14 protein-coding genes are annotated in these 19509 nt (G+C 71.4%); 4 read left to right on the top strand and 10 right to left on the bottom strand.

Annotated elements, in window-relative coordinates:
• The first annotated feature begins 582 nt into the window (after nucleotides 1–582).
• Nucleotides 583–1422, top strand: a complete 840-nt coding sequence (locus O0S08_RS36685; RefSeq protein WP_269034114.1) for an alpha/beta fold hydrolase — start codon at nucleotides 583–585, stop codon at nucleotides 1420–1422.
• Between the two features lie 4 nt (nucleotides 1423–1426).
• On the opposite strand, the gene O0S08_RS36690 is transcribed toward O0S08_RS36685, so the two are convergent.
• Both O0S08_RS36690 and O0S08_RS36695 read right to left on the bottom strand, forming a co-directional pair.
• Nucleotides 1427–2098, bottom strand: a complete 672-nt coding sequence (locus O0S08_RS36690) for a TetR/AcrR family transcriptional regulator (RefSeq protein WP_269034115.1) — start codon at nucleotides 2096–2098, stop codon at nucleotides 1427–1429.
• Between the two features lie 235 nt (nucleotides 2099–2333).
• Complete coding sequence (locus O0S08_RS36695) at nucleotides 2334–2954, bottom strand: hypothetical protein (RefSeq protein WP_269034116.1); 621 nt, start codon at nucleotides 2952–2954, stop codon at nucleotides 2334–2336.
• Here O0S08_RS36695 and O0S08_RS36700 point away from each other — a divergent pair.
• A complete protein-coding gene (locus O0S08_RS36700) occupies nucleotides 2953–4557 on the top strand; it encodes a class I SAM-dependent methyltransferase (protein WP_269034117.1) in 1605 nt (534 codons plus the stop codon). The genes O0S08_RS36695 and O0S08_RS36700 overlap by 2 nt on opposite strands.
• 36 nt (nucleotides 4558–4593) lie before the next feature.
• On the opposite strand, the gene O0S08_RS36705 is transcribed toward O0S08_RS36700, so the two are convergent.
• From O0S08_RS36705 to O0S08_RS36730, 6 genes are all read right to left on the bottom strand, one after another.
• Entirely contained in the window at nucleotides 4594–9438 is a 4845-nt protein-coding gene (locus tag O0S08_RS36705; protein ID WP_269034118.1) for a LamG-like jellyroll fold domain-containing protein, read from the bottom strand.
• A 740-nt stretch (nucleotides 9439–10178) separates the two neighbouring features.
• Nucleotides 10179–10871, bottom strand: a complete 693-nt coding sequence (locus tag O0S08_RS36710; protein WP_269034119.1) for a hypothetical protein — start codon at nucleotides 10869–10871, stop codon at nucleotides 10179–10181.
• Nucleotides 10872–10905: 34 nt separating this feature from the next.
• Nucleotides 10906–11865, bottom strand: coding sequence for a fatty acid desaturase (locus O0S08_RS36715; RefSeq protein WP_269034120.1), 960 nt, complete (start codon nucleotides 11863–11865; stop codon nucleotides 10906–10908).
• A gap of 287 nt (nucleotides 11866–12152) precedes the next feature.
• A complete protein-coding gene (locus O0S08_RS36720) occupies nucleotides 12153–12776 on the bottom strand; it encodes a peptidoglycan-binding domain-containing protein (protein WP_269034121.1) in 624 nt (207 codons plus the stop codon).
• 20 nt (nucleotides 12777–12796) lie between these two features.
• Nucleotides 12797–13390 (bottom strand): hypothetical protein, encoded by a 594-nt coding sequence (locus O0S08_RS36725; RefSeq protein WP_269034122.1) that lies wholly within the window; start codon nucleotides 13388–13390, stop codon nucleotides 12797–12799.
• A 298-nt stretch (nucleotides 13391–13688) separates the two neighbouring features.
• A complete protein-coding gene (locus O0S08_RS36730; protein WP_269034123.1) occupies nucleotides 13689–14210 on the bottom strand; it encodes a hypothetical protein in 522 nt (173 codons plus the stop codon).
• A 426-nt stretch (nucleotides 14211–14636) separates the two neighbouring features.
• On the opposite strand from O0S08_RS36730, the gene O0S08_RS36735 reads away from it, so the two are divergent.
• Complete coding sequence (locus O0S08_RS36735; RefSeq protein WP_269034124.1) at nucleotides 14637–15281, top strand: hypothetical protein; 645 nt, start codon at nucleotides 14637–14639, stop codon at nucleotides 15279–15281.
• A 110-nt stretch (nucleotides 15282–15391) separates the two neighbouring features.
• Here O0S08_RS36735 and O0S08_RS36740 read toward each other — a convergent pair whose 3' ends face one another.
• The gene (locus tag O0S08_RS36740; RefSeq protein WP_269034125.1) at nucleotides 15392–17938 is read right to left on the bottom strand and encodes an ATP-binding cassette domain-containing protein; all 2547 of its coding nucleotides are present in this window, start codon (nucleotides 17936–17938) and stop codon (nucleotides 15392–15394) included.
• Nucleotides 17939–18116: 178 nt separating this feature from the next.
• On the opposite strand from O0S08_RS36740, the gene O0S08_RS36745 reads away from it, so the two are divergent.
• Complete coding sequence (locus O0S08_RS36745; protein WP_269034126.1) at nucleotides 18117–18647, top strand: hypothetical protein; 531 nt, start codon at nucleotides 18117–18119, stop codon at nucleotides 18645–18647.
• Between the two features lie 253 nt (nucleotides 18648–18900).
• On the opposite strand, the gene O0S08_RS36750 is transcribed toward O0S08_RS36745, so the two are convergent.
• The gene (locus tag O0S08_RS36750) at nucleotides 18901–19503 is read right to left on the bottom strand and encodes a glutathione S-transferase family protein (protein ID WP_269034127.1); all 603 of its coding nucleotides are present in this window, start codon (nucleotides 19501–19503) and stop codon (nucleotides 18901–18903) included.
• Nucleotides 19504–19509: the final 6 nt, after the last annotated feature.

The following is a 19509-nucleotide window of genomic DNA, read 5'->3' on the forward strand; positions in this document are numbered from 1 at the left end:
CAGGCAGAGCTCATGGCGCCCGCGTGGGCGTCCGACACGGGCCTCGTGCCTTGCTTCACGCGGCGGGCCGGCGAAGCCAGGCTTCACTCGACGGATCCATCCCGGCCTGGCCACCGCGCCGGCACTGCACACACTCGCGCTCGACGCGGCCCCCGGATCTCCGGGGGCGGTGCTCGCCGCCGTGCCCGTGCCCTCGGCGCAGCGCCGTCGCCTCGGCTCCGGACAGGGGTCGCACGCGGTCTCGCGATGGGTCGCCCCGGGCGCCTACATCGACCGCTCGCGACTACAGGCGATCCTCCGCGCCGTCGTCTCGAGGGCAGGCGCAGCAGTCCGCGCCCGTGACAGCGAGATCGCTCGCGAGAGGACATGGCGCAAGGGCCATGTCCTTCGCGACCCCTGCGCCCGCGCTTCCCCGAGGCCTGGCGCCGGACGGCCGAATTTCGCCGGTTTTCTCGCGTTCGAGCGCCTCCGCGCCGCGCCGCGTCGAATCATTGCCGCGAACTGACCATGCGACTATTTTTTTGATCGCTCGGCCAAACCTGCGCGAATCCACGCGCCTGGGCCGGCATCGAGGAGACCCCCATGTCGAAATCCATCCCCATCGTCCTCGTCCTGGCGGCGCTCGCCGGCTGTGGTGATTCAGGCCAGCCGGCCCGGGCCATCGACGCCTGGTTCGTCGCCAGCGACGGCGTCGATCTGCACTACATCGAATACGCCGGCGACGGCAGCCCGGTCGTCCTGCTGCACGGGTACACCAGCACCGGGGCCGCGACCTGGCAGGCGACCGGCGTCGCCGAGGCGCTGGCGGAGCGCCACCGCGTCATCGTCCTCGACCAGCGCGGCCACGGCGACAGCGACAAGCCGCACGACCCGGCCGCCTACGGCGGGCGCATGCTCACCGACATCGTCGAATTGATGGACCACCTCGACATCGCCCGGGCCCACGTCGCCGGCTACTCCATGGGGGGCTGGATCACCGGCGTGCTGCTGGACGTCGCGCCGCAGCGGTTCATCACGGCCACCTTCGGCGGCGCCGGCGTGACCGAGACCGACGAGGCGCTGCGGGCCGCCGCCGAGGCGCTCGACCCGGTCGGCGTCGACCCCGAGGAGGCCGAGCTGCTGAAGATGCTCGAGGAGGGCACGATCGGCCCGCCGGAGCTCGACCAGGCCGCGATGGAGGCGCTGGCGGTCGGCTGGGGCGAGTGGGGCCCGCCGCCGGTCGACCTCTCCGGCGTCGAGTTCCCGGTGCTCGCGGTCAACGGCGAGTTCGATCGGCCGTACTCGAACACGGTGCGCATGGTCCGGGAGCTGCCGCGCTTCACCAGCGCGGTGGTCCCCGGCAGGTCGCACCTCACCACGCTCATCGACCCGATGTTCCGCGACGTGATCGTCGAATTCATCGACGCCCACGACGGCGAATGAGCGCTCACCGCCGCTTGCGTCGGGCCGGGCCCTTCGAGCGCACGGTGTCGTCGGGCGTCGCGCGGGTGGCCGCCTCGAACAGCGCCACCGCCTCGCGCGACGCCTCGGCGAGGTCGACCGCGGCGCCGTAGGTCGCGCGCTGGATCAGCACGCCGTCGATCACCGAGCGCACCGCCACCGCCATCGCTCGCGGCGTGAACCGGCGGAACTCCCCGTCCGCCTGCCCCTGGCGGAAGATCGCCTGCAGGAACTCGAGCCCCGGCTCGTACGTGCGCGCGTCGAGCACTTGCTGCCCGGTGTGGGTGCGCAGGCCGTTCCAGATCTCCAGCAGCGCCACCGCCTCCTGGCCGTGGTCGGCGATGAACGCGATGCTGCCCTCGATGTACGCCCGCAGCTTGCCCGCCGCCCGCGGCTGGGCCTCGACGGTCGCCAGCACCTTGCCGGCCACCTTCGTCATCACCGAGGTGTAGACCTGGGCGATCAGCTCGTCCTTGCCCGCGAAGTGGTACGAGATGACGCCCTTGCTGATCCCCGCCCGCTCGGCGATGCTCGCCAGCGAGGCCTGCGCGTACCCGAGGCTGGCGATGATCTCGATCGTGCACTGCACGATCTGGGCGCGGCGCGCTTCTTCGACGAACGACCGCGGCGCGTCGCTCGAACCGGCTCGGGGCGGCATGGCCCCCGCAAGGTGACACGCCGGCGCGACGGAGAGCAAGGGCGCGCGGCTCGCAAGCCGTCGCCGCGCGCGGCGGCCCCAGGCACGGCCGCGCATTCGCCTCGCCCGACGCGACGCGCCGGCCTCGGAGCGCCGGACGGCCACGACCGGCTCGCCGCTCCCTTGCGACCTGGTACCGACATTCGCCGAGGGCGACCTCGCGGACGCGGCGCCGCATTGTCGACACCCCGCAGTGCTACGAATCGCCGAACTCGGCGACGACGACCACGAGGCGCCACCGCGCCTCGCCTGGCGCCTCGTAGCCGAGCACCGCGTGCGCGGCCTTGCCGTCGAGCGTGCACACCCTCCCGGGCCGCGGCGCGATCATCACCCCCCCGACTCGCGCCACGGTCGCTCGCGCGTCCGCTCGCGGCGCGCTCGCCAGCCCACGCGCGGCCCCGCGAGGGAACACCACCAGCTCGCCCCCGCGGGCCTCGGCGGGGAAGTCGAGGAACACCACGCTCGTCCGCAGCGGCGCAGCCCCGGCGAAGCGCCCGGCCTCGGGCCGACGATCGACGTGCGGCCGCAGCAGGAACGAGTCGGCCTCGGTCGGCGGCGTCTCGTTGACGGCGAGCACCAGCAACGGCGGCCGCGGATCGCCGAGGCGACGCACGACCTCGGCGAGGGCGGGCAGCTCCGCGTCGAGGACCGCCCGCGCGGCGTCGTCGGCGATCTCGCGCAGCAGGCCGCGCGTCCGCGGATCGCTCTGCGCCACCGGATGAGGTCCGAGCGCGGGCCGCAGCGCCGCGGCCAGCTCCGCCGGCTGCGGGACGACATCCTCGACCACGATCGGCGGTACCATCGGCGACCTCGCCATGACCGAGCCTACCAGCGATCCCGAGCGCGGCGCCTGGCTCGCGCGCATGGGCCGGGCCCTCGCCGGCCACGGCCCGGTCCAGCTCGAATTCTCGCACCGCCTCGCCCCCGGGGACGTGCGCGCCCGGGGCCGCTTCACCGGCTGGCTCGCCGGGACCGATCGCCGGTCCCTCGCGCCGATCGCCGCGCTCCTGCGCGACCTGGGCGCCCCCGACGTGGTGCTCGCGGCCCAGCGCGCCGAGGAGCCCGTCCCCGCGCGCCAGGGCGTCGCCATCGCCATCGCCGACCCCAGCGAATCGCCCGAGTTCCGCTTCTATCGCCACGGCCGCGCTGCCTCCACCCTCGCCGAGCGATACGACGCCTGGCGCTGGCGACCTGGCCGAACAGCCAGGTGCTCGCGCTACGACTTTCACTTCGTCCCCGACCCCGAGCGCGATCCGCTGACCCTCGTCCGCCCCGAGCACCGCGACGGCCTCGCCGACCTCCTCGCCGACGATCGCTTCCGCCGGCTCTCCGGCTTCTGGTCGCGCGAGGACGACGGCGCAGTCGTTCAGCTCGACCTGGCGCTCCCGTGGCTGCCGCGCGCCGGCGCGTTGCCGGGCCTGCGCGCCCTGGCGCGGCAGATCGGCGCGCCCGAGGGGCCCTGGCTCGACCTGCCGATCCGTCACCTGGCCCTTGCGACAGCCGGCCACCCGCCGACGCTCACGCTCTACGTCCAGGCCCCGCTGCGCGGACCGTGGCCCGCCGACGAGGACGCGCTGCAAGCGGGCGTCGTCGCCGGCGCACGCGCCCTGCAGACCGCCGTCGAGGCCGAGCTCTCGCGCCTCCCGCAGCTCCCGCCGCCCCTCGCCCCCGAGCGCTCCGAACTCGACGGCTTCTACGGCGGCGCGGTCGATCGCTGGCGGGCGATCCTCGGCGAGGATCTGCATTATCACGCGGGCATCTTCGCCGACCCCGACGTCGATCCCGACGACGCGACCTTCACCGCGGCCTCGCGCCGGGCGGTCACCGAGCTGTACGAACATTTGCCAGCCGGCGGGCGGATCTACGACGTCGGCTGCGGCTGGGGCGGGCCGCAGGCGATGATCGTCCGCGACCTCCGGGCGCAGTGCCTCGGGCTCACCGTCAGCCGCGGCCAATGGCAGCACATCCGCGCGGCCGGCCTCCCCGTCCGCTGGGGCGACGCCGAATCGACGCTCCCCCCGGGCCGCTTCGACGCCGCGCTCCTGCTCGAGTCGCTGAGCCACATCCGCGACAAGGAGCGGCTGCTGCAGGTCCTGCGGGCTTCGTGCCGCCGCCTGGTGATGCGCGTCAATTGCCAGGACGCCGCGCCGCCGGGCCCGGCCTTCGCCGGCTCGATGCACATGATCTCCTCCGCGCAATTGCGCCGATCTCTGGAGGCGTCCGGCTGGCGGATCGTGCACTGGCGCGATCGCCGGCGCGAGGCCCTGCCCTCGGTCCGCGGCTGGCACCGCCGCCTGTCGGCGCTGCCGCCCACCGACGACGCCCACGTCGAGGCGCTGCGGACCTGGTGCGCGCGGGTGATGAAGATGCCCCGCGCCTGGGCCGACCACAACCCGCTGATCGAGGTGGTCGCAGACTGAGGGGCGCGGTCGTCATGGCGACCGCGCCCCCATGATTTACCAATTGGTAGGATCGAGCGTGTCGCCGACGTCCTCGAAGAAGTCCTTGAAGTCCCCGCCGAGGCTGCCGAAGAAGCTCTCGATCTCGTTCGCCGCGTAGCCGGCCCCCGAGAGCGCGGTGTTGAGGGCGTCCGCGCCGAGGCCGTAGCTGTCCTTGAGGAACTGGCCCGTCTGCGAGGTGGTCCAGCCGAAGCTGGTCTTGAGGATCTTCGCGGCCTCGTTGGCGCCGATCGACAGCATCTTGACCGCCTCGCCGGCCCCGACCCCGAAGGTGTTGACGAGGCCCTTGGCGATGTCGGCCGACTTGGCGCCGACGTTCTCGAAGAACTTGGCGGCGTCCTTGGCGACCGGAGTGACGTTGGCCTTGACCCACTCGAACGCGACCTGACCAGCCTGGACCAGCGGGCCGAGCAGGCCGTTGACGATCAGGTCCTTGGCGTACTGATAGAACGCGGCCGCGAGGGCGGCGACGTCCTTGAACGGGACGCTGACCGAGAACGGCCCCGGGTTGTAGGACGTGCCCATCGCCGCGAACGAGAACGAGATGCCCTGCGAGAACGCGCTCGAGTCGACCTTCGTCGTGATCGAGGTGCCGACCGAGAGGTTGACGTTGAAGCCGCCGATCGTGACGCTGACGCCGATCGTCGGGCCGAAGGTGAGCTGGAAGCCGGCGGAGGTCAGGGTCACCGAGGCGTTCTGATAGATGCCCCAGGTGCCGGTGTTGAGATTCGCAGTGAAGCCGCTGGTCGACAGCGTGGCCTTGACCTGCGACTTGTACACGCCGCCGAGCAGGCTGAACTGGCCGTCGACGGTGCCGCCGACCTGCGTCTTCTTGAGCACGACGTCGATCGCCGCGCCGCCGTTGCCGTTGACCGCGCTGACCCGCAGGAACTCGACGCCGCCGCCGCTGAGGACGATCGGGTCCATGGCGCCGACCAGCGAGCCGCCCTCGTCGAAGTCGAGCTGGCCGGCGACGCTGGCCTTGAAGCCCCACAGGTCGAGGCGGCCGCCGAGCTTGAGGCCGGGCGGGTAGCTCTGGCCGGCGATCGTGCCGCCCTTGGGGGCGAGGTAGAGCTGCAGGTCCTTGATCGAGACGTCGAGGACGCTGCCGACGTCGAGCCACGCGCCGGTGAGCGCGTCGATGAGCCGCGGCAGATCGATGCCCTCCTCGCTGTAGATGTCGAGGATGCACTTCGACCAGTCGCTGGCGTCGATCTTGATCCCCACGCGCGCGCCGAGCAGACCGCCGCCGATGTGCACCTCGCCGCGGACGCCGAGGACCACGAACGGGAACACCGGCGTCGCGCCGACCTGCACGCCGAGGCCGACGATCGTCAAGCCACGGACACCGAACGGGTCCTTCCACGCGCCGTCGGCCGCGTCGAGGGCGCCCCACACCGACACCGAGTTGCCGACGCCGGTGGCGACCTCGATGCCGCCGCGCAGCTGCAGGACCTCGCCGCCGAGGTCGAGCCGGAAGGCGATCACTGCGCCGGCGGTGGTGTCGGTCAGCTGCTTGCTGACGTTCAGCGCCAGCGACTCGAACACGACCAGCGGCGTGCCGAGCTCGACGTCGAGCTGCAGGGTGGCGCCCACGAAGAAGTTCTGCTCGGCCCCCCGCGAGGTCCCGACCGCGAGCACGACGCTGCGCGAGGCGAGGCCGAGCTGCGGGAAGGTCGCGTGGATCAGGTTGAACGGCGGGATCGCGGCCGCGCTCAGGGTGGCGTACATGTTGACGCCGTCGAGGTAGCTGCCGAGCTGCTCGTCCTCGCCGTCCTCGTTGGCGAGGATGATCGTGGTACTGCCGTAGAGCGCGAGGTACGGCATGACCACGGCCTCGATCGCCGGGCGCACGCTGCCGGGGATCTTGCTGAGCACCTCGGCCTGAACGATCGCAGCGATGCTGCTCGACTGCGGCAGGCCGAACTTCACCATCCACGTCAGGCCGTCGTCGCCCGAGCCGAGGTTCAGCGCGAGCGGGTCGACCGTGACCTTGAACGGCGCGGTCAAGGTGACCTTGCCGGCGTAGCTCGCCGCCTTCTCCAGCGGCTGCACCGTGACCGCCCCCTCGAACACGATCGGCAGGCCGAACGGCACGAACAGGATCTCCGCCTGCAGCTCGCCGAGGTTCTTGACCGCGGCCGGCAGCTCGAGCGGCTGCACCTGGCTGCTGGGACCGGTGGACGCGCCGAGGCTGCTCACGCCGCTCGGCGTGTCGCCGACCACCGGCTCGTCGCCCGGCAGCGCCTCGCTCGACGCCTGCAAGGCCACGCCCGTGCGCCAGCGCGGTGCGCCGCTCAAGTTGCCGTGGTTGCCGGTCGCGCTCCGATCGCGCGCCCGCGTGCCGCCGCCGTCCGAGAGCGGCCAGTAGCCGACCAGGCCGGCCTCCATGCCCCAAAGCCGCCGGTGCATGTCGGCCTGGATCTCGGCCTGGCTGCGCACGACGTTCCACAGGCGGACCTCGGCGACGGCGCCGACGAAGGTGTTGTCGACGCGACCGATCCATTTCACCGGCGAGGCGACCGGCGGCTTGCTCGTCGCGAATGTGTGGACCAGCGCGCCGTCGACGTAGATCCGGTAATTGCTGCCGTCGAAGGTGGCGGCGACGTGATGCCAGCGACCGGCCTCGCCGCTGAGGACGGGGCCGGTGACGCCGCCCTGCTGCCCGGCGCCGTCGCCGTACGCGACGTGGATCTTCCGCTTCTGGACGACCCACAGGCTCGGTGAGCGCTGCGGGACGCCGCCGGCCGGCTGGTTGCCGAGGAAGCCGTGATAGTTGTCGTCGGCGAGCGCCGGCTGAATCCAGCACTCCTGCGTGAAGCGGCCGCCGAGCACCAGGGCGCTGCTGTCCGGCAGCTCGACGAAGTCACTCCCCCCGAGCTGCAGCGCCGGCGACCACGGAGACGCGACGGGCAATTGATGGTCGGCGGCGGCGAGCCTCGCGTCGCCCTGCAAGACGCCGGGAGCACCGGTACGCGCGCGGTCCTCGAGGCCCTCGCCGGACGCGCCGTCGAGCGGCCAGTAACCGACCAGGCCCGGCTCGCTGCCGTAAAGGCGACGATGCATGTCGGCCGCGATTTCGGCCTGGCTGCGAGCGCGGTTCCACAGACGTACGTCGGTGATGGCGCCGACGAAGGAGTTGTCGACGCGGCCGATCCATTTCACCGGCGAGGCCACCGGCGGCTTGCTCGTCGCGAATGTGTGGACCAGCGCGCCGTCGACGTGGACCCGGTAATTGCTGCCGTCGAAGGTGGCGGCGACGTGGTGCCAGCGACCGGCCTCACCGCTGAGGACGTTGCCGGTGACGTCGCCCTGCTGGCCGGCGCCGTCGCCGTACGCGACGTGGATCTTCCGCTTCTGCACGACCCACATGCTCGGTGAGCGCTGCGGGACGCCGCCGGCCGGCTGGTTGCCGAGGAAGCCATGATAATTGTCGTCGGCGAGCGCCGGCTGAATCCAGCACTCCTGCGTGAAGGCGCCGCCGAGCACCAGCCCGCCGTTGTTCGACAGGTCGACCCAGCCGCCGGCGAGTCGGAGCGCCGTCGGCCTGGGCAGACCCGGACCGTCCGCGCTCCAGACGGCGGTGACGAGCGCGCCGTGGGCCGCGTTCGGGCCGAGGTCGGCGGCGCGGGCACCGGGGCCGTCGTCGAGCGGCCAGTAGCCGACCAGGCCGGACTCCGTGCCCTGCAGGCGCCGGTTCATGTCGGCCTGGATCTGCGCCTGAGTGCGCGCGACCTTCCACAATCGGACCTCGGCGAGGTCACCGACGAAGGAATTGTCGACGCGACCGATCCACCGCACCGGCGAGGCGACCGGCGGCTTGCTCGTCGCGGATGTATGCACCAGCGCGCCGTCGACGTAGATGCGATAGGTGCCGCCGTCGAAGGTGGCCGCGACGTGGTGCCAGCGGCCCCGCTGGCCGCTGAGGACCGCCCCGGTGACTCCCCCCTGCTGTGCGGTGCCGTCGCCGAACGCGAAGTGGATCTGCCGCTTCCCGACGATCCACAGGCTCGGCGAGCGCTGCGGGACGCCTCCGTCCGGCTGGTTGCCGAGGAAGCCGTGATAGCTGTCGTCGCTGAAGGCGGGGCAGATCCAGCACTCCTGCGTGAACTTGCCGCCGAGCACGAGAGCGCCGGTGTTGCTCAGCTCGACATGGTTGCTGCCGTCGGTGCGCAGCGCCGCGAAGCGCGGCTGGATCGAGGGGCCGATCGCTTCCCACTGACCCGTTGCGATCGTGCCGTTGTTGCCGCGGCCGCTGCCATCACGAGCGACCGCGCCGGCGCCCTCGTCGAGCGGCCAGTAACCGGCCAGCCCGGTCTCGTTGCCGAGCAAGTGCCGCCGCATGTCTTCCTGGATCTGCGCCTGGCTCCGGACCGTCGACCACAGCCGGACCTCGGCGAGGTGGCCGTGGAACTTCTCGACGTAGCCCTGGCCGAGGAGCAGCGGGAGATTGCTGGCCTTGGCCGCCGGGAACTGCGCCGCCGCCTCCGCGATCTGCACGCCGTTGCGATACCAGCGGAGCACCTTGCGACCGAGGTCGCGGACCACCGCGAGGTGTGTCCATTCGCCGATCACCACCGTCCCGGCCGGCGCGGCGAACCCCTGATAGGGACCGGCGTTGTCGCCGGCGGTCCCGTAATAGTAGTTGAGCGCGCCGTCGGGCTCGACGGTGATGGTGCCCTCGCCGCCGAAGGCCTTGGCGATCGGGTTCTGGCGCTTCCCGAGCGAGGCCGGGCGAACCCACAATTCGACGGTCTGGTCGCCGATGAGCTGTAATTCGCTCGAGTTGGCGATCTCGACGCGGGTGCCGCTTCCATTGAACGAGAGTGACGTTGTTTTCATGACCTCGTAGATCCGTTTCTGGCAGATGGCGGAGCGCACAACCGCGGCCCGTCGACCGGGCCGCTTCAATTCAGGCGGCGAGCCTTACACGGTGGTCATGTCGGCACAAGCAGCGTCGATTCGCGCGCTCCGGCGCCGCGCGGTTCAGTTCCGCACAATCGGCAAATTGAACCGAGGAACAATGCTCATCGCGATTGGGGCCTCCACCCGATGTTCCGACGCCACGACGTGCGCGGCCGACCGCGGCCCGAGAGAACGTCCACACGCGCAAGAACGGGCGCTCCGACGCATTCTTGGCGAGGCGGCCGGGGGCGCAGTCGACAGTCTGCGAAGCTGGACACGCCGCTCGGAGGCTCTTCCAAGAAGGATGTCGGGACCAAGTTCGGAGTGTCACGCGATTGTGATAAAGCAGCAGCCCAATGGCCATACCGCGATGGCCTTCATCGACCGTGCCATCGACAATCTAAACAATTTCACAACTGGACGGGGCGGCACACATCGCCCGTCGCGGCCGGCCGCCTGCTCCGGCAGATTCGGCCGGCGACCTCCCTGCCGATTCTGCCGAGAGCGACCTCGGGTCCTGATGTGCCGCATCGCAGGTCGTCACCTCATCGCGCGGCCCGCGGTGAGCGGTGCAGTCCTCTCGCCGGTTTCCACCCGGGTGATCCACTTTACGCGGGCATACGGTCGCTGACCGCAAGTGCACGAGGATTCACGGCCGACACGCTCGCGGATCGCCCTCAGCCGCGTCCGGCGAGCAGCCGCGCGGTCCAGCGCTGCAGCGCCGCGAGCCGGGCTCGCTGGCGGCCGTCACCGCCGCCCTGCAGGACGGCGCGGGTCATGCAGAACACGTCGGAGGTGATCACGCCGACCTCGGGGTAATCCTCCTCGAGCGACCCCAGCTCGACCGCCCCGACCGCGGCGAGCAGCGGCCGCGTGACGAGGTTGCGCACCGGGCGAGCGACGACGGTGGCGAACACGAGGTCGCAGCCGTCGTCGAGCAGCCGCGCGAGCGCCCGCCACGCCAGGGCCGGCGCGCACAGCCTGTACTTCGGGTCAGGTAGCACCGCGAGCTGATCGAGGTAGCCCACGCGCAGGGCCTCGATCGCCGCGAGCTCGGCCGGACCGACGCCGCCGCCCCAGCCGATGTGCGCGCGGCGCTGCCACAGCGCGCTCCGCCGCAACGCCGCGTCCGGCAGCGCGGTGACGAAGCCGACCACCCGCGAGCCGTCGAGCAGGACCTCCACCTGCGCCCCGGTGAGCAGCGCCTCGTACTGCGCGCGCGTGGAGCCGAGCAAGAACCCGCCGCGGCTGCTCTCGGCGACGTCGGCGTCGGGCTGCATGCGCAGCTGCTGCTTGACCTGCAGCATCGCCCCGGCGTCGCCGACGACGCCCGCCCGCAGACGCAATGACGGGATTGACGTCTGAATCACATCCCTCGGGCCGATCTCGGTGTTCATATTTCTCTTAGATCTCCGGGCGGTCGACGAAGATGGGTCCGCGCAGCTGTTGCAGCACTGCGCCGAGGACGGTGCGGACCTCGCCCGGGGCCGGACCGCGCAGGCGCCGGGCGGGCAGCAGGTACCACGGCAGCCGCGGATCGCCGTGGTGGGTGCTGTGCTCGTGGAAGTTGAGCAGCAGCCAGCCGAACAGCCGCCCCGGCGCGAGCGAGCGGACATTGCCGCGGACATCGGCGCCGAGCGGCGTGCGATAATGATAGATGTAGACGAACAGCGAATACACCCACGCGAACGCGAGCGTCGGCAAGCCGAGAGTCGCGAGGTACACGTCGCGCCCGCAGCCGACCAGCACCAGGGCGTGGACGGCCGCGCCGAAGCCGAGCTCGACCCACGCGCGCAGCCGATGTCGCCCCCGCCAGCCCTTGAAGGCCGGGGAGATCCGGCAAGCCACGCCGGTCGGCAGCAGCAAGAAGAGGACGACAGAGACCAGGCCGTGGACGTAGAAGCCGCCGCAGAACACGCCGAGCAGCCAGGCCGCCCAGCCGAGCGCCCACGCGAGGCTCCGACGCAGGCCGGGCGCGCGCGGCAGCAGCACGACGTCGAGGGTGGCGATCTTCGGCGCGCGCCGGTTGTGCCCGTGGTGAAAGGCGTGGATCTTGCGCACCACGGTCAGCGGCGCGAGCAGCGGCGCGAGCAGCAGCGCGCCGACCAGGTCGTTGAGCCGGCGATGATCGGGGAACAGCTTGCCGTGCACGGCCTCGTGCCCGACCGTGAACATGCGGTCCATCCACAGCCCGAGCGCGAGCACCAGCGGCGCCTGCACCCACGCCCCCGCCCCGGCCTGCGCCGCCCAGGCGGCCGCGCCGAGGAGGACGCAGTAGAGGCTGCAAGTCTCGAACACCAGCGCCGCGGAGATCCAGTTGTGCGCCGGCGACCGGTCCGACGCCCCGAACACTTCACTTGCCATGGAGCCCTCTCCGCACCCGAGGTTGCAGACCTTCGCGACATTGTGCCGAGCGGCACCGGCGTGGTCCCGTCCGCAAGGCTGGATCGATCGTCCGCATCATGATGCTCGACGCGCGAGCGAGGAGTCGCCGGAGCGGCCCGAAAAATTGCGAGACCGGCAATTTTTCTGCGCGCGCCGCAGCACAGCGCCTCCGCCGCCAGCCACACCTGCAGGCGCGGCCAGCGAGCGCGGCACGTTCGCCACGCTCGCGGTCGGGCCGCGCGGGTCGTTCTCGTCGTGACCTCGCGTCAGCACCCGTGAGCCTCCTGCAGGGCGGCGATCGTCGGCTCGTCCAGCGCGCCCGTCACCTCGAGGCCGCGCAGCGCCTGGAAGTGACGCAGGGCCCGCTGGATGCCCTCGTCCGGCGTCGACGGTTCGGCGTGGTACAGCCCGAGGCTCCGCAGGCGCTGCGCGGCGCCTCGCCAGCGGTCCGCGGGCTCCAGGTGCCCGAGCTCGAACTCGTACCTCTCGCCGCGCCCGGGGAGCACCAGGGTCGCGGTCGTCACGTCGGCAGAGAGCGCGGCCTCGAGACGTCCGTCCCCGTCCGCCGCGCCTTCGAGCACCTGGCCGCCGGCGGTGAGCACATACGGCTCGCCGGCCAGCGGTTCGCCGTTTCGCTGCAGTCGCAGGCGAAACATCGCCCGCGGGCGACTCACGCGGAAGCAATGCACGCAGTCCGTCCCGACCTCGAAGGTGCGCGGATCGGGCCGGGGCAGCGCGACCTCGTCCCCCGGCGCGAGGACGTTGGGATCGCGGCCTGCATCCCGCAGGGCACGATTGCCGGGGTCGTTCCAGATCGCGTCGAAGGGGAGCCACGTCCGCTCGGCGAGGGAACTGACGCACTCTCCCGGCTTGATCTTGTGAGTCGGCATGGCGAAGTGCTGGGGGTCGCTCAGGACGGAGCTCGTGCCGGCGTCGTCGCCAGCTCGCAGACCCCGCCGTCGAGGTCCGGAAAGGACACACGGCATGTCCCGGGGGACAGACGCACGATCCGCGCCGAGCCGAGTGAATCGGTATAGCCGCGGTGCTGGTGCCCGTCGGGGTCGATGAGGAGATAGCGCTGACCGGGGATCGCCACGTCGTCCTCGTCGGCGAGGCGGATCTCGATCCAGTGGGTCGCATCCACCGGCCGGTCCAGCGCACGGTCGTCGTCCGCGCTGTCCGCCCGCTCCGTGCGCGCCCGCGACTCCACCATCCCCCATTGCCCTGCCGGGAGCACGCGGACCAGGACGAGCCGCCCCGCGTCGATCGCCGCGACCAGGCGCGCCAGGACCTCGCGGTCGTCCCGCATCGAGGCCCCGGACGCGAGCTCCGCGGCGAGGAGACGCAGCGCCCTCGCGTCGAAGGCGTCGGCGAACAGCGGCGCGAGCAGAGCCTCCGCTTGGCGAGCGCGGGCGGCGATGCGTGGCGCGTCGGCGGCGACGGCATTCGCGGCCGCGAGCACGAAGCTCTCACCACGACTGCGGAACGGCCGGTGGAGCGCCACCACCGGAAGCTAGCGGGTCCTGGCGATCGTGCCAAGCGTCGATGCGCGCCGGCGCGCGGGCTCGACAAACGAGGGTGACGATTCCTCGACCGGGTCCGATGTCATGAGCGTGAGGATCCGCCGGCACGGCGACGTCGGCGCCGAGAACGTGGATGGCCGATCGGTCAGGTCGTCCCCGCGAGGAGGACGCCCTCCCCCACGGGCGGGGCTGCATGTTTCAACTCCGGACCCCCGACGCGGGCTCGCCTCGCGGGTCGTTCATCGCGGTCGACGAGCAATGTGCATAGTGGACTCCGACTCACTCGCGCGCCTCGTAGCCGAAGTAGTGGGCGAGGAACTGCGCGAAGCCGTCGTACTTCCACCAGAACTCGTAACCCTGGTGGCATCCGAGCACGCGGAGCTCGCGGCCTGGACGGAGCACGAGGAGGTGCTCCTGGCTGCCCGACCTCGGCAGCTCGAGCGCGACCGCGTCGACGAGGTCGCTCTCGGGGAGCAGATCGATCCAGGCCGCAAGGAGCTGCTCGGCGGCGTCGCCGGGCCCGTCTTCCGGCGCCCCGGCCCACCGGCCCAGGATCTCGCGCAGCGGCCGGAGGGCAAGGCGCGGGGCGTCCTGCGGCGCAGACGGGTCGAGGAGCGGAAACCACGCGGCGTCATAGGCGAGCCACGTGGTGAGCTCCTCCGGGGGCGCGGAGCCGTCGTCCAGGCGGAGCCGGGCGAGCGGCTCGCGCTCGAGCGGACGAGGGTCGCGGTGGACGTGGAACCACGCCTTCCCGACGTCGCCCTCGCTGTGGAGACGGCGGATCACGTCGTCGACGGTCATAAGCCGGCTACGTACCACGGAACACACAGCCGTCCGGAGCACTCGCTGCACATCCCCGGTCCGTCGCGACTCGCAGATCGACTTCACCGGTGAGCGACCCTCGAATCGCTCCGCGGCTCGTCGGCCTCCCGCTCTGCCCGGAAACCCGAGGCTGCGCGAACCGGCGCAGGCGCTCGTCGCCTGCCGACGAGGGCACGCGTCCTCCGTCGCAGCGCCGCGCGAGCACCCGAGTTCGTCCATTGCGGCGCCCCCCGAGCGCCCGAGTGCGGCCGTCGGTGCGCCAGTGTGGGACAGCTTCGCGCGAAGCAGAGGTCGGCGGGCGCTCGCGCGGGCGCACGGCGGCCTCGTCGAGGCGAACGTCCGCCGGCGCGGAGCGTCCGGCGAGCCGCATCTCTTGCAGCCAGGACGGTGTTACCCTAGCCGGCGATGCGTACCACTTTGATCTTCGCCGGTCTCGTGGCGGTCAGCCTGAGCCCGGCGGCTTGCAAGCGGAACAGTGATTCTCGCGGCCCGGACGGATGCGGTGGCCTGTGCGGCAAGGGCACTCACTGCGAAGCCGGTGTCTGCGTGGTCGACAGCTCGCAGGAGACACCCACCACGCAAGTGGTCGAGACCAACGAGATCCCGATGCGGCCGCAGATCACGTCGTGGGGCGAGTGTACCCACGAGCGCGACGAGCTGCCGAAGAAGTTCCACGCCGTCGACGACTCGGAGATCCCGCAGTTCGACATCGAACGCCCGCGCGTGCTCGATTGGAGCGAGGGCGAGGAGCAGCTCAATGAGCAGGTGCTGAGCGCCCATATGCGGGAGGTCGAGTACGGGATCAACGAGTGTCTGGGCATCGCCGCCTGCTATAACGGCGGCAGCCTCAAGGGCGGTCGCCTCGACATGGTCGTCAGCCTGCTCGGAAAGACAGGCCGCGTCGACGCCGTGACCGTGACCGCCTCGAAGCACCTGCAGGTCTTCGGCATCGTCCCGTGCGTCCGCAAGGCCGTGTTCGACCACGAGTTCCCGCGCTACAACGGCCCGCAGATGACGGTGAAGTACAACATCGAGATCGGCGAGGAGTAGCGCCCGGCGGGCGTCGTCCCCTGTCTCGAGGGACATGGCCGTCGGGACATGCCGCGACGGACATGTCCCGAAGGGCGTTGCTCGCTCGGGACGGCCCGCGGCGCCTCGATCTACTTCTCGGCCGCGTCACGGCGGCGCAGCATCCACGCGGTCAGCAGCAGGCACACCAGCGTGTACGCGGCGAGGACCGCCCACACCAGGCCGATGTGCTCGGGCGTGGGGCTGTAGTCGACGGACGCGTAGACCTCGCAGGTCAGCGGCTCGCCGGGGAACTCGCAGCGGGTCATGTCGCGCGGCTCGAGCAGCGCCGCGATCGCTCCCATCGACTCCATGCCCCAGCGGGCGCCGGTCAAATACGACAACGGGGCCAGGATCGCCGGTAGCGGCATCAGAGCCAGCGCGAACACCAATTGGGGGATCAGCGCCAGCGGCACCGTGCTCATCGCCTTGTCGGAGCTCGACACCCACGTCGAGATCAAGAGCCCGAGGCCGACCCCCGACAGCGACGTGAGGAACACCGACAGCAACATCCCGCCCCACAGGCCGAGCGGCGGCTGGCGCGTCAGGTCGAGCAGCCCGTACTCCCTCAGCGCCACGTAGTCGGCGGAGAAGTCGACGCGCAGCAGCAGGAGCAGCATCAGCACCAGGCTCTGCACCAGGCACAGGCCGGCGAGCACGCCGAACTTCGACAGCAGGTATGCGGGGATCCGCAGGCTCGCCAGGCGCTCTCGGCGGTAGATCTCGGCCTCCTTCGTGATCTCGCGGACCGAGTTGATCACCCCGAACCACACTGCCACGACGCTGAGCAAGAACAGCAGGAGCCGCCCATTGGTCGAGGTCGACGATTGCAGCGCCGTCGGCCGCGCCGCGAGCAGCAGCACCGCCCCGATCACCGGCGCCTGCAGCAGCAAGATCAGCAGGTTCTTGCGGTCGTTCACGATCAGCTTCACGTAGCGGTCCGCCAGCACCCGCGTCTGGTACCCCCATGAAGCGTCGTCGGCCGGCGGCGGGCGGACCGGCGTGCTCGTCGCCTTCACCGGCTCTTCGCCGGCGATGCGGAAGTGGCCCGGCGCGATCGCGTGCAGCCGGACCCCCGACACCTCGCTCTCGGTCTGCCGCTCGTACACGTAGACCCGGTACTCGTCGGAGCGGCGGAACCGGATCTCCCACAGCTCGGCCATCGTCGGCGCGCGCTTGCTCTGCGCGTTGTGCTCGTGCCAGACGCGGTACTCGACGGCCAGCTCGCCGCCCCGCATCACCTCCGGCGGGCCGACCCGCCCGCCGAGCTTGGTGTAGATGTCGGCGAAGTCGCCGCTGGTGACCTCGAACATCGCCAGCGCCCCCGCGGGCGGCCCGTAGTAGACCAGCCGGCCGCCGGCCATGAAGGCGACCAGGTCGCACTGGGTGATGTTGGCGGTCGCGTGCGTCACCAGCACCACGGTGCGGCCCGAGTCGGCGATGTACCGCAGGGTGTACATCATCTTCTTCTCGAGCCCGGGGTCGAGGCCGCTGGTCGGTTCGTCGAGGAAGAACAGGTTCGGGTCGGCGAGCAGCTCCGAGGCGATCGAGATCCGCTTGCGCTGCCCGCCGGACAGCTCCGTGATCGACTGCTTGCGCGCCTCGACCATCTCGACCTCCTCGAGCACGCGGACGATCCGCGCCTCGAGCTCGGCCGGCGACGTGTCGATCGGCAGGCGCAGCCGCGCGGTGTAGCGGAGCGCGTCCTCGACGGTGAGGTTGCGGTGCAGGATGTCGTCCTGCGGCACGTAGCCGATCCCGCCGCGGTAGAAGTGATAGCTGTCGTAGAGGTCGTCCGCGCCGACCCGCACCTGCCCGGCGTCGGGCCGGCGCACGCCGGCGAGGGCCGCCATCAGCGTGCTCTTGCCGGCGCCCGAGGCACCGACCAGCGCGACGAACTCTCGCGGCTCGATCACGAGCGACACGCGGTCGAGGATCGCCTTGCCCTGCGGCGTCACGCGCACCAGCTCGCGCGCGTCGATCCGCATCGCCCCCTTCTGCTCGAACTGATCGAGCGACTTGCCGGTGTAGATCAGCTTGAACGGGCCGATCTGCAGCACGTCGCCCTGCTTGAGGTCGTGGACGTGGACCCGGAGGCCGTTGACGAAGGTCCCGTTGGCGCTGCCGTGATCGGTCAGCTCGTGGCCCTTGTCGAATGCGCGGATGGTCGCGTGCCGGCGCGACACCTGCAGGCTCGGGAGCACCAGGTCGCAGCCTTCGCGGCCGATCGTCACCGCCGGTCGCGCGAGGTCGCAGCGCTGCACCGACGCCTCGGGCTGGGCCTGGGCCCGCTTGCCGATGTCCTGATAGGTGAGGCTGACGAAGTTGCCGGTCACCGGATCGCCGATGCGGATCACGTCGCCGTCGTTGAACACGTGCGATTTGACGCGCCGCCCGCGGAACAGCAGCCCGTTGCCGCCGCCGAGATCGACGATCCGGTGGCCCTGCATGTGGGGCTCGACCCGCGCGTGATGCAGCGCGACGCAGGCCGATTGGATCACCACGTCGTTGTCCTGCCTGCGCCCGATCCGCAGCGGACCCATGCCCAGGCGCACGTCCTGGAGCTTGCGGCCCGCCAACTCGATCGTCAGGTAGGTCGTCGCCGAGCGGACGACGACCGTATCCTCGGGCCCGTGCACGCCGGCATCGTACCTGGTGAAGCCGGCCGCAGGGACTTTCGTCGCCGCTCCGACCGGCCGAGGCGGCGGATCCGAGCGCGGGCTGCGCGAACGGATGCCTGCTCAAGCGGACAGGTTGCGGTCCGCGCCCGCCGCGGGCGATCTGCGGCTGCGCCGATCGTGTTAGGCTGCCCGGGAGATGATCCTGGCCATCCCTCGCACCTCTTCTCTTGGGCCCCTGCGTCTGCTGCACCTGACCGGGGCGGTGGCGCTGACCCTCGCCGGCGCCGCCTGCGACGTCGACGAGATGGAGGTGTCGAGCGACAAGTCCGGCGCCTACAAGGTGGAGCCCGGCGGCCGCGGGACGAAGGTCCTGACCGCCTCGGACGGCTCGACGGTGACGATCCAGCGCGACGGCACGGTCACCAAGCCCGACGGCAGCAAGGTCCAGATCAAGAAGGACGGCACGATCGTCATGCCGGACGGCAAGCAGGTCCGCGTGTTCCCCGACGGCTCGCGCTCGACGCTGTCGGTCGAGCGCACCCAGTTCACCGCCGACGGGTCGATGGTCGTCGTCGCCGACGACGGCAGCCGCACGACGATCGCCCCCAACGGCACCGTCACGCGCGAGCTCCCGGGCGGCGCCCGCTCGTCGATGACGATCGAGAAGCCGACGCCCCCGCCCGCCCCGGGCGCGACCCCGGCCCCGAGCAAGGCCGCCTCGCCCTGATCGAGGGCGCGAGCGCGCGCGTGCGCGAGTTCGGCTGCGGTCGGGCCGCGCCGGAGGCCACGATGGCCGCGAGGACGGGGGCGCAGGGAGCGTGGGCCGCTCTCACCATTCCCTTTCGGACATGTCGGTACGGACATATCGATGGTATCCCCGCCCAGGGAATGATGCACGCGGCGGCGACGCGGCGATCGTCGCCCCTATCATCATTCCGAATGTCGCTCGTCCGAATGGCGAGTGATCGCCTCGTGAATCGTCAGTCGGCGGCGCGCTGGAACGCCGGCCGCTCGCGCAGGCGGGCCAGGTAGCGCTCGGGGGTGCCGGCGCCGCGGAGCAGGCCGCAGACGTCGGCCCATTCGAGCAGGCCGCCGAGGATGATGTCGGCCGTGGTGAATTGCTGCCCGAGCACCCAGCCGGCCGCGAGGCGGTCCTCGAGCAGGTGCAGGTAGCGGCGCAGGGCGGCCCGCTCGTCGTCGGTCGCCGCGGTGCTGCGCAGCTCGGGCGGCCGCGGGAACGCGCGCAGGTAGGGGCCGTGGACGATGCTGTCGATGTTCGTCATGCTGAAGAAGATCCACTGATAGTAGTGCGCGCGGGCGATCGACCCCTCCGGGGGCACGAGTCGGCGCTCGGGATCTTTCTCGGCGACGTACATGCAGATCGCCGCCGATTCGAGCACGACCGCATCGCCGTCGACGAGCGCCGGCACGCTGCCGAGCGGGTGGATCTTCAGGTACTCGGCCGACTTGTGATCGGCGCGCGCGAGGCTGAGGTGGACGACCTCATGAGCAAGACCGGTCTCCTCGAGCGCCCAGCGGCAACGGAACGCCGAGGTCATGGCGGAGTAGTAGAGCCTGAGCATGATCGC

Source organism: Nannocystis punicea (genome assembly GCF_026965555.1).
GTDB lineage: Bacteria > Myxococcota_A > Polyangia > Nannocystales > Nannocystaceae > Nannocystis > Nannocystis punicea.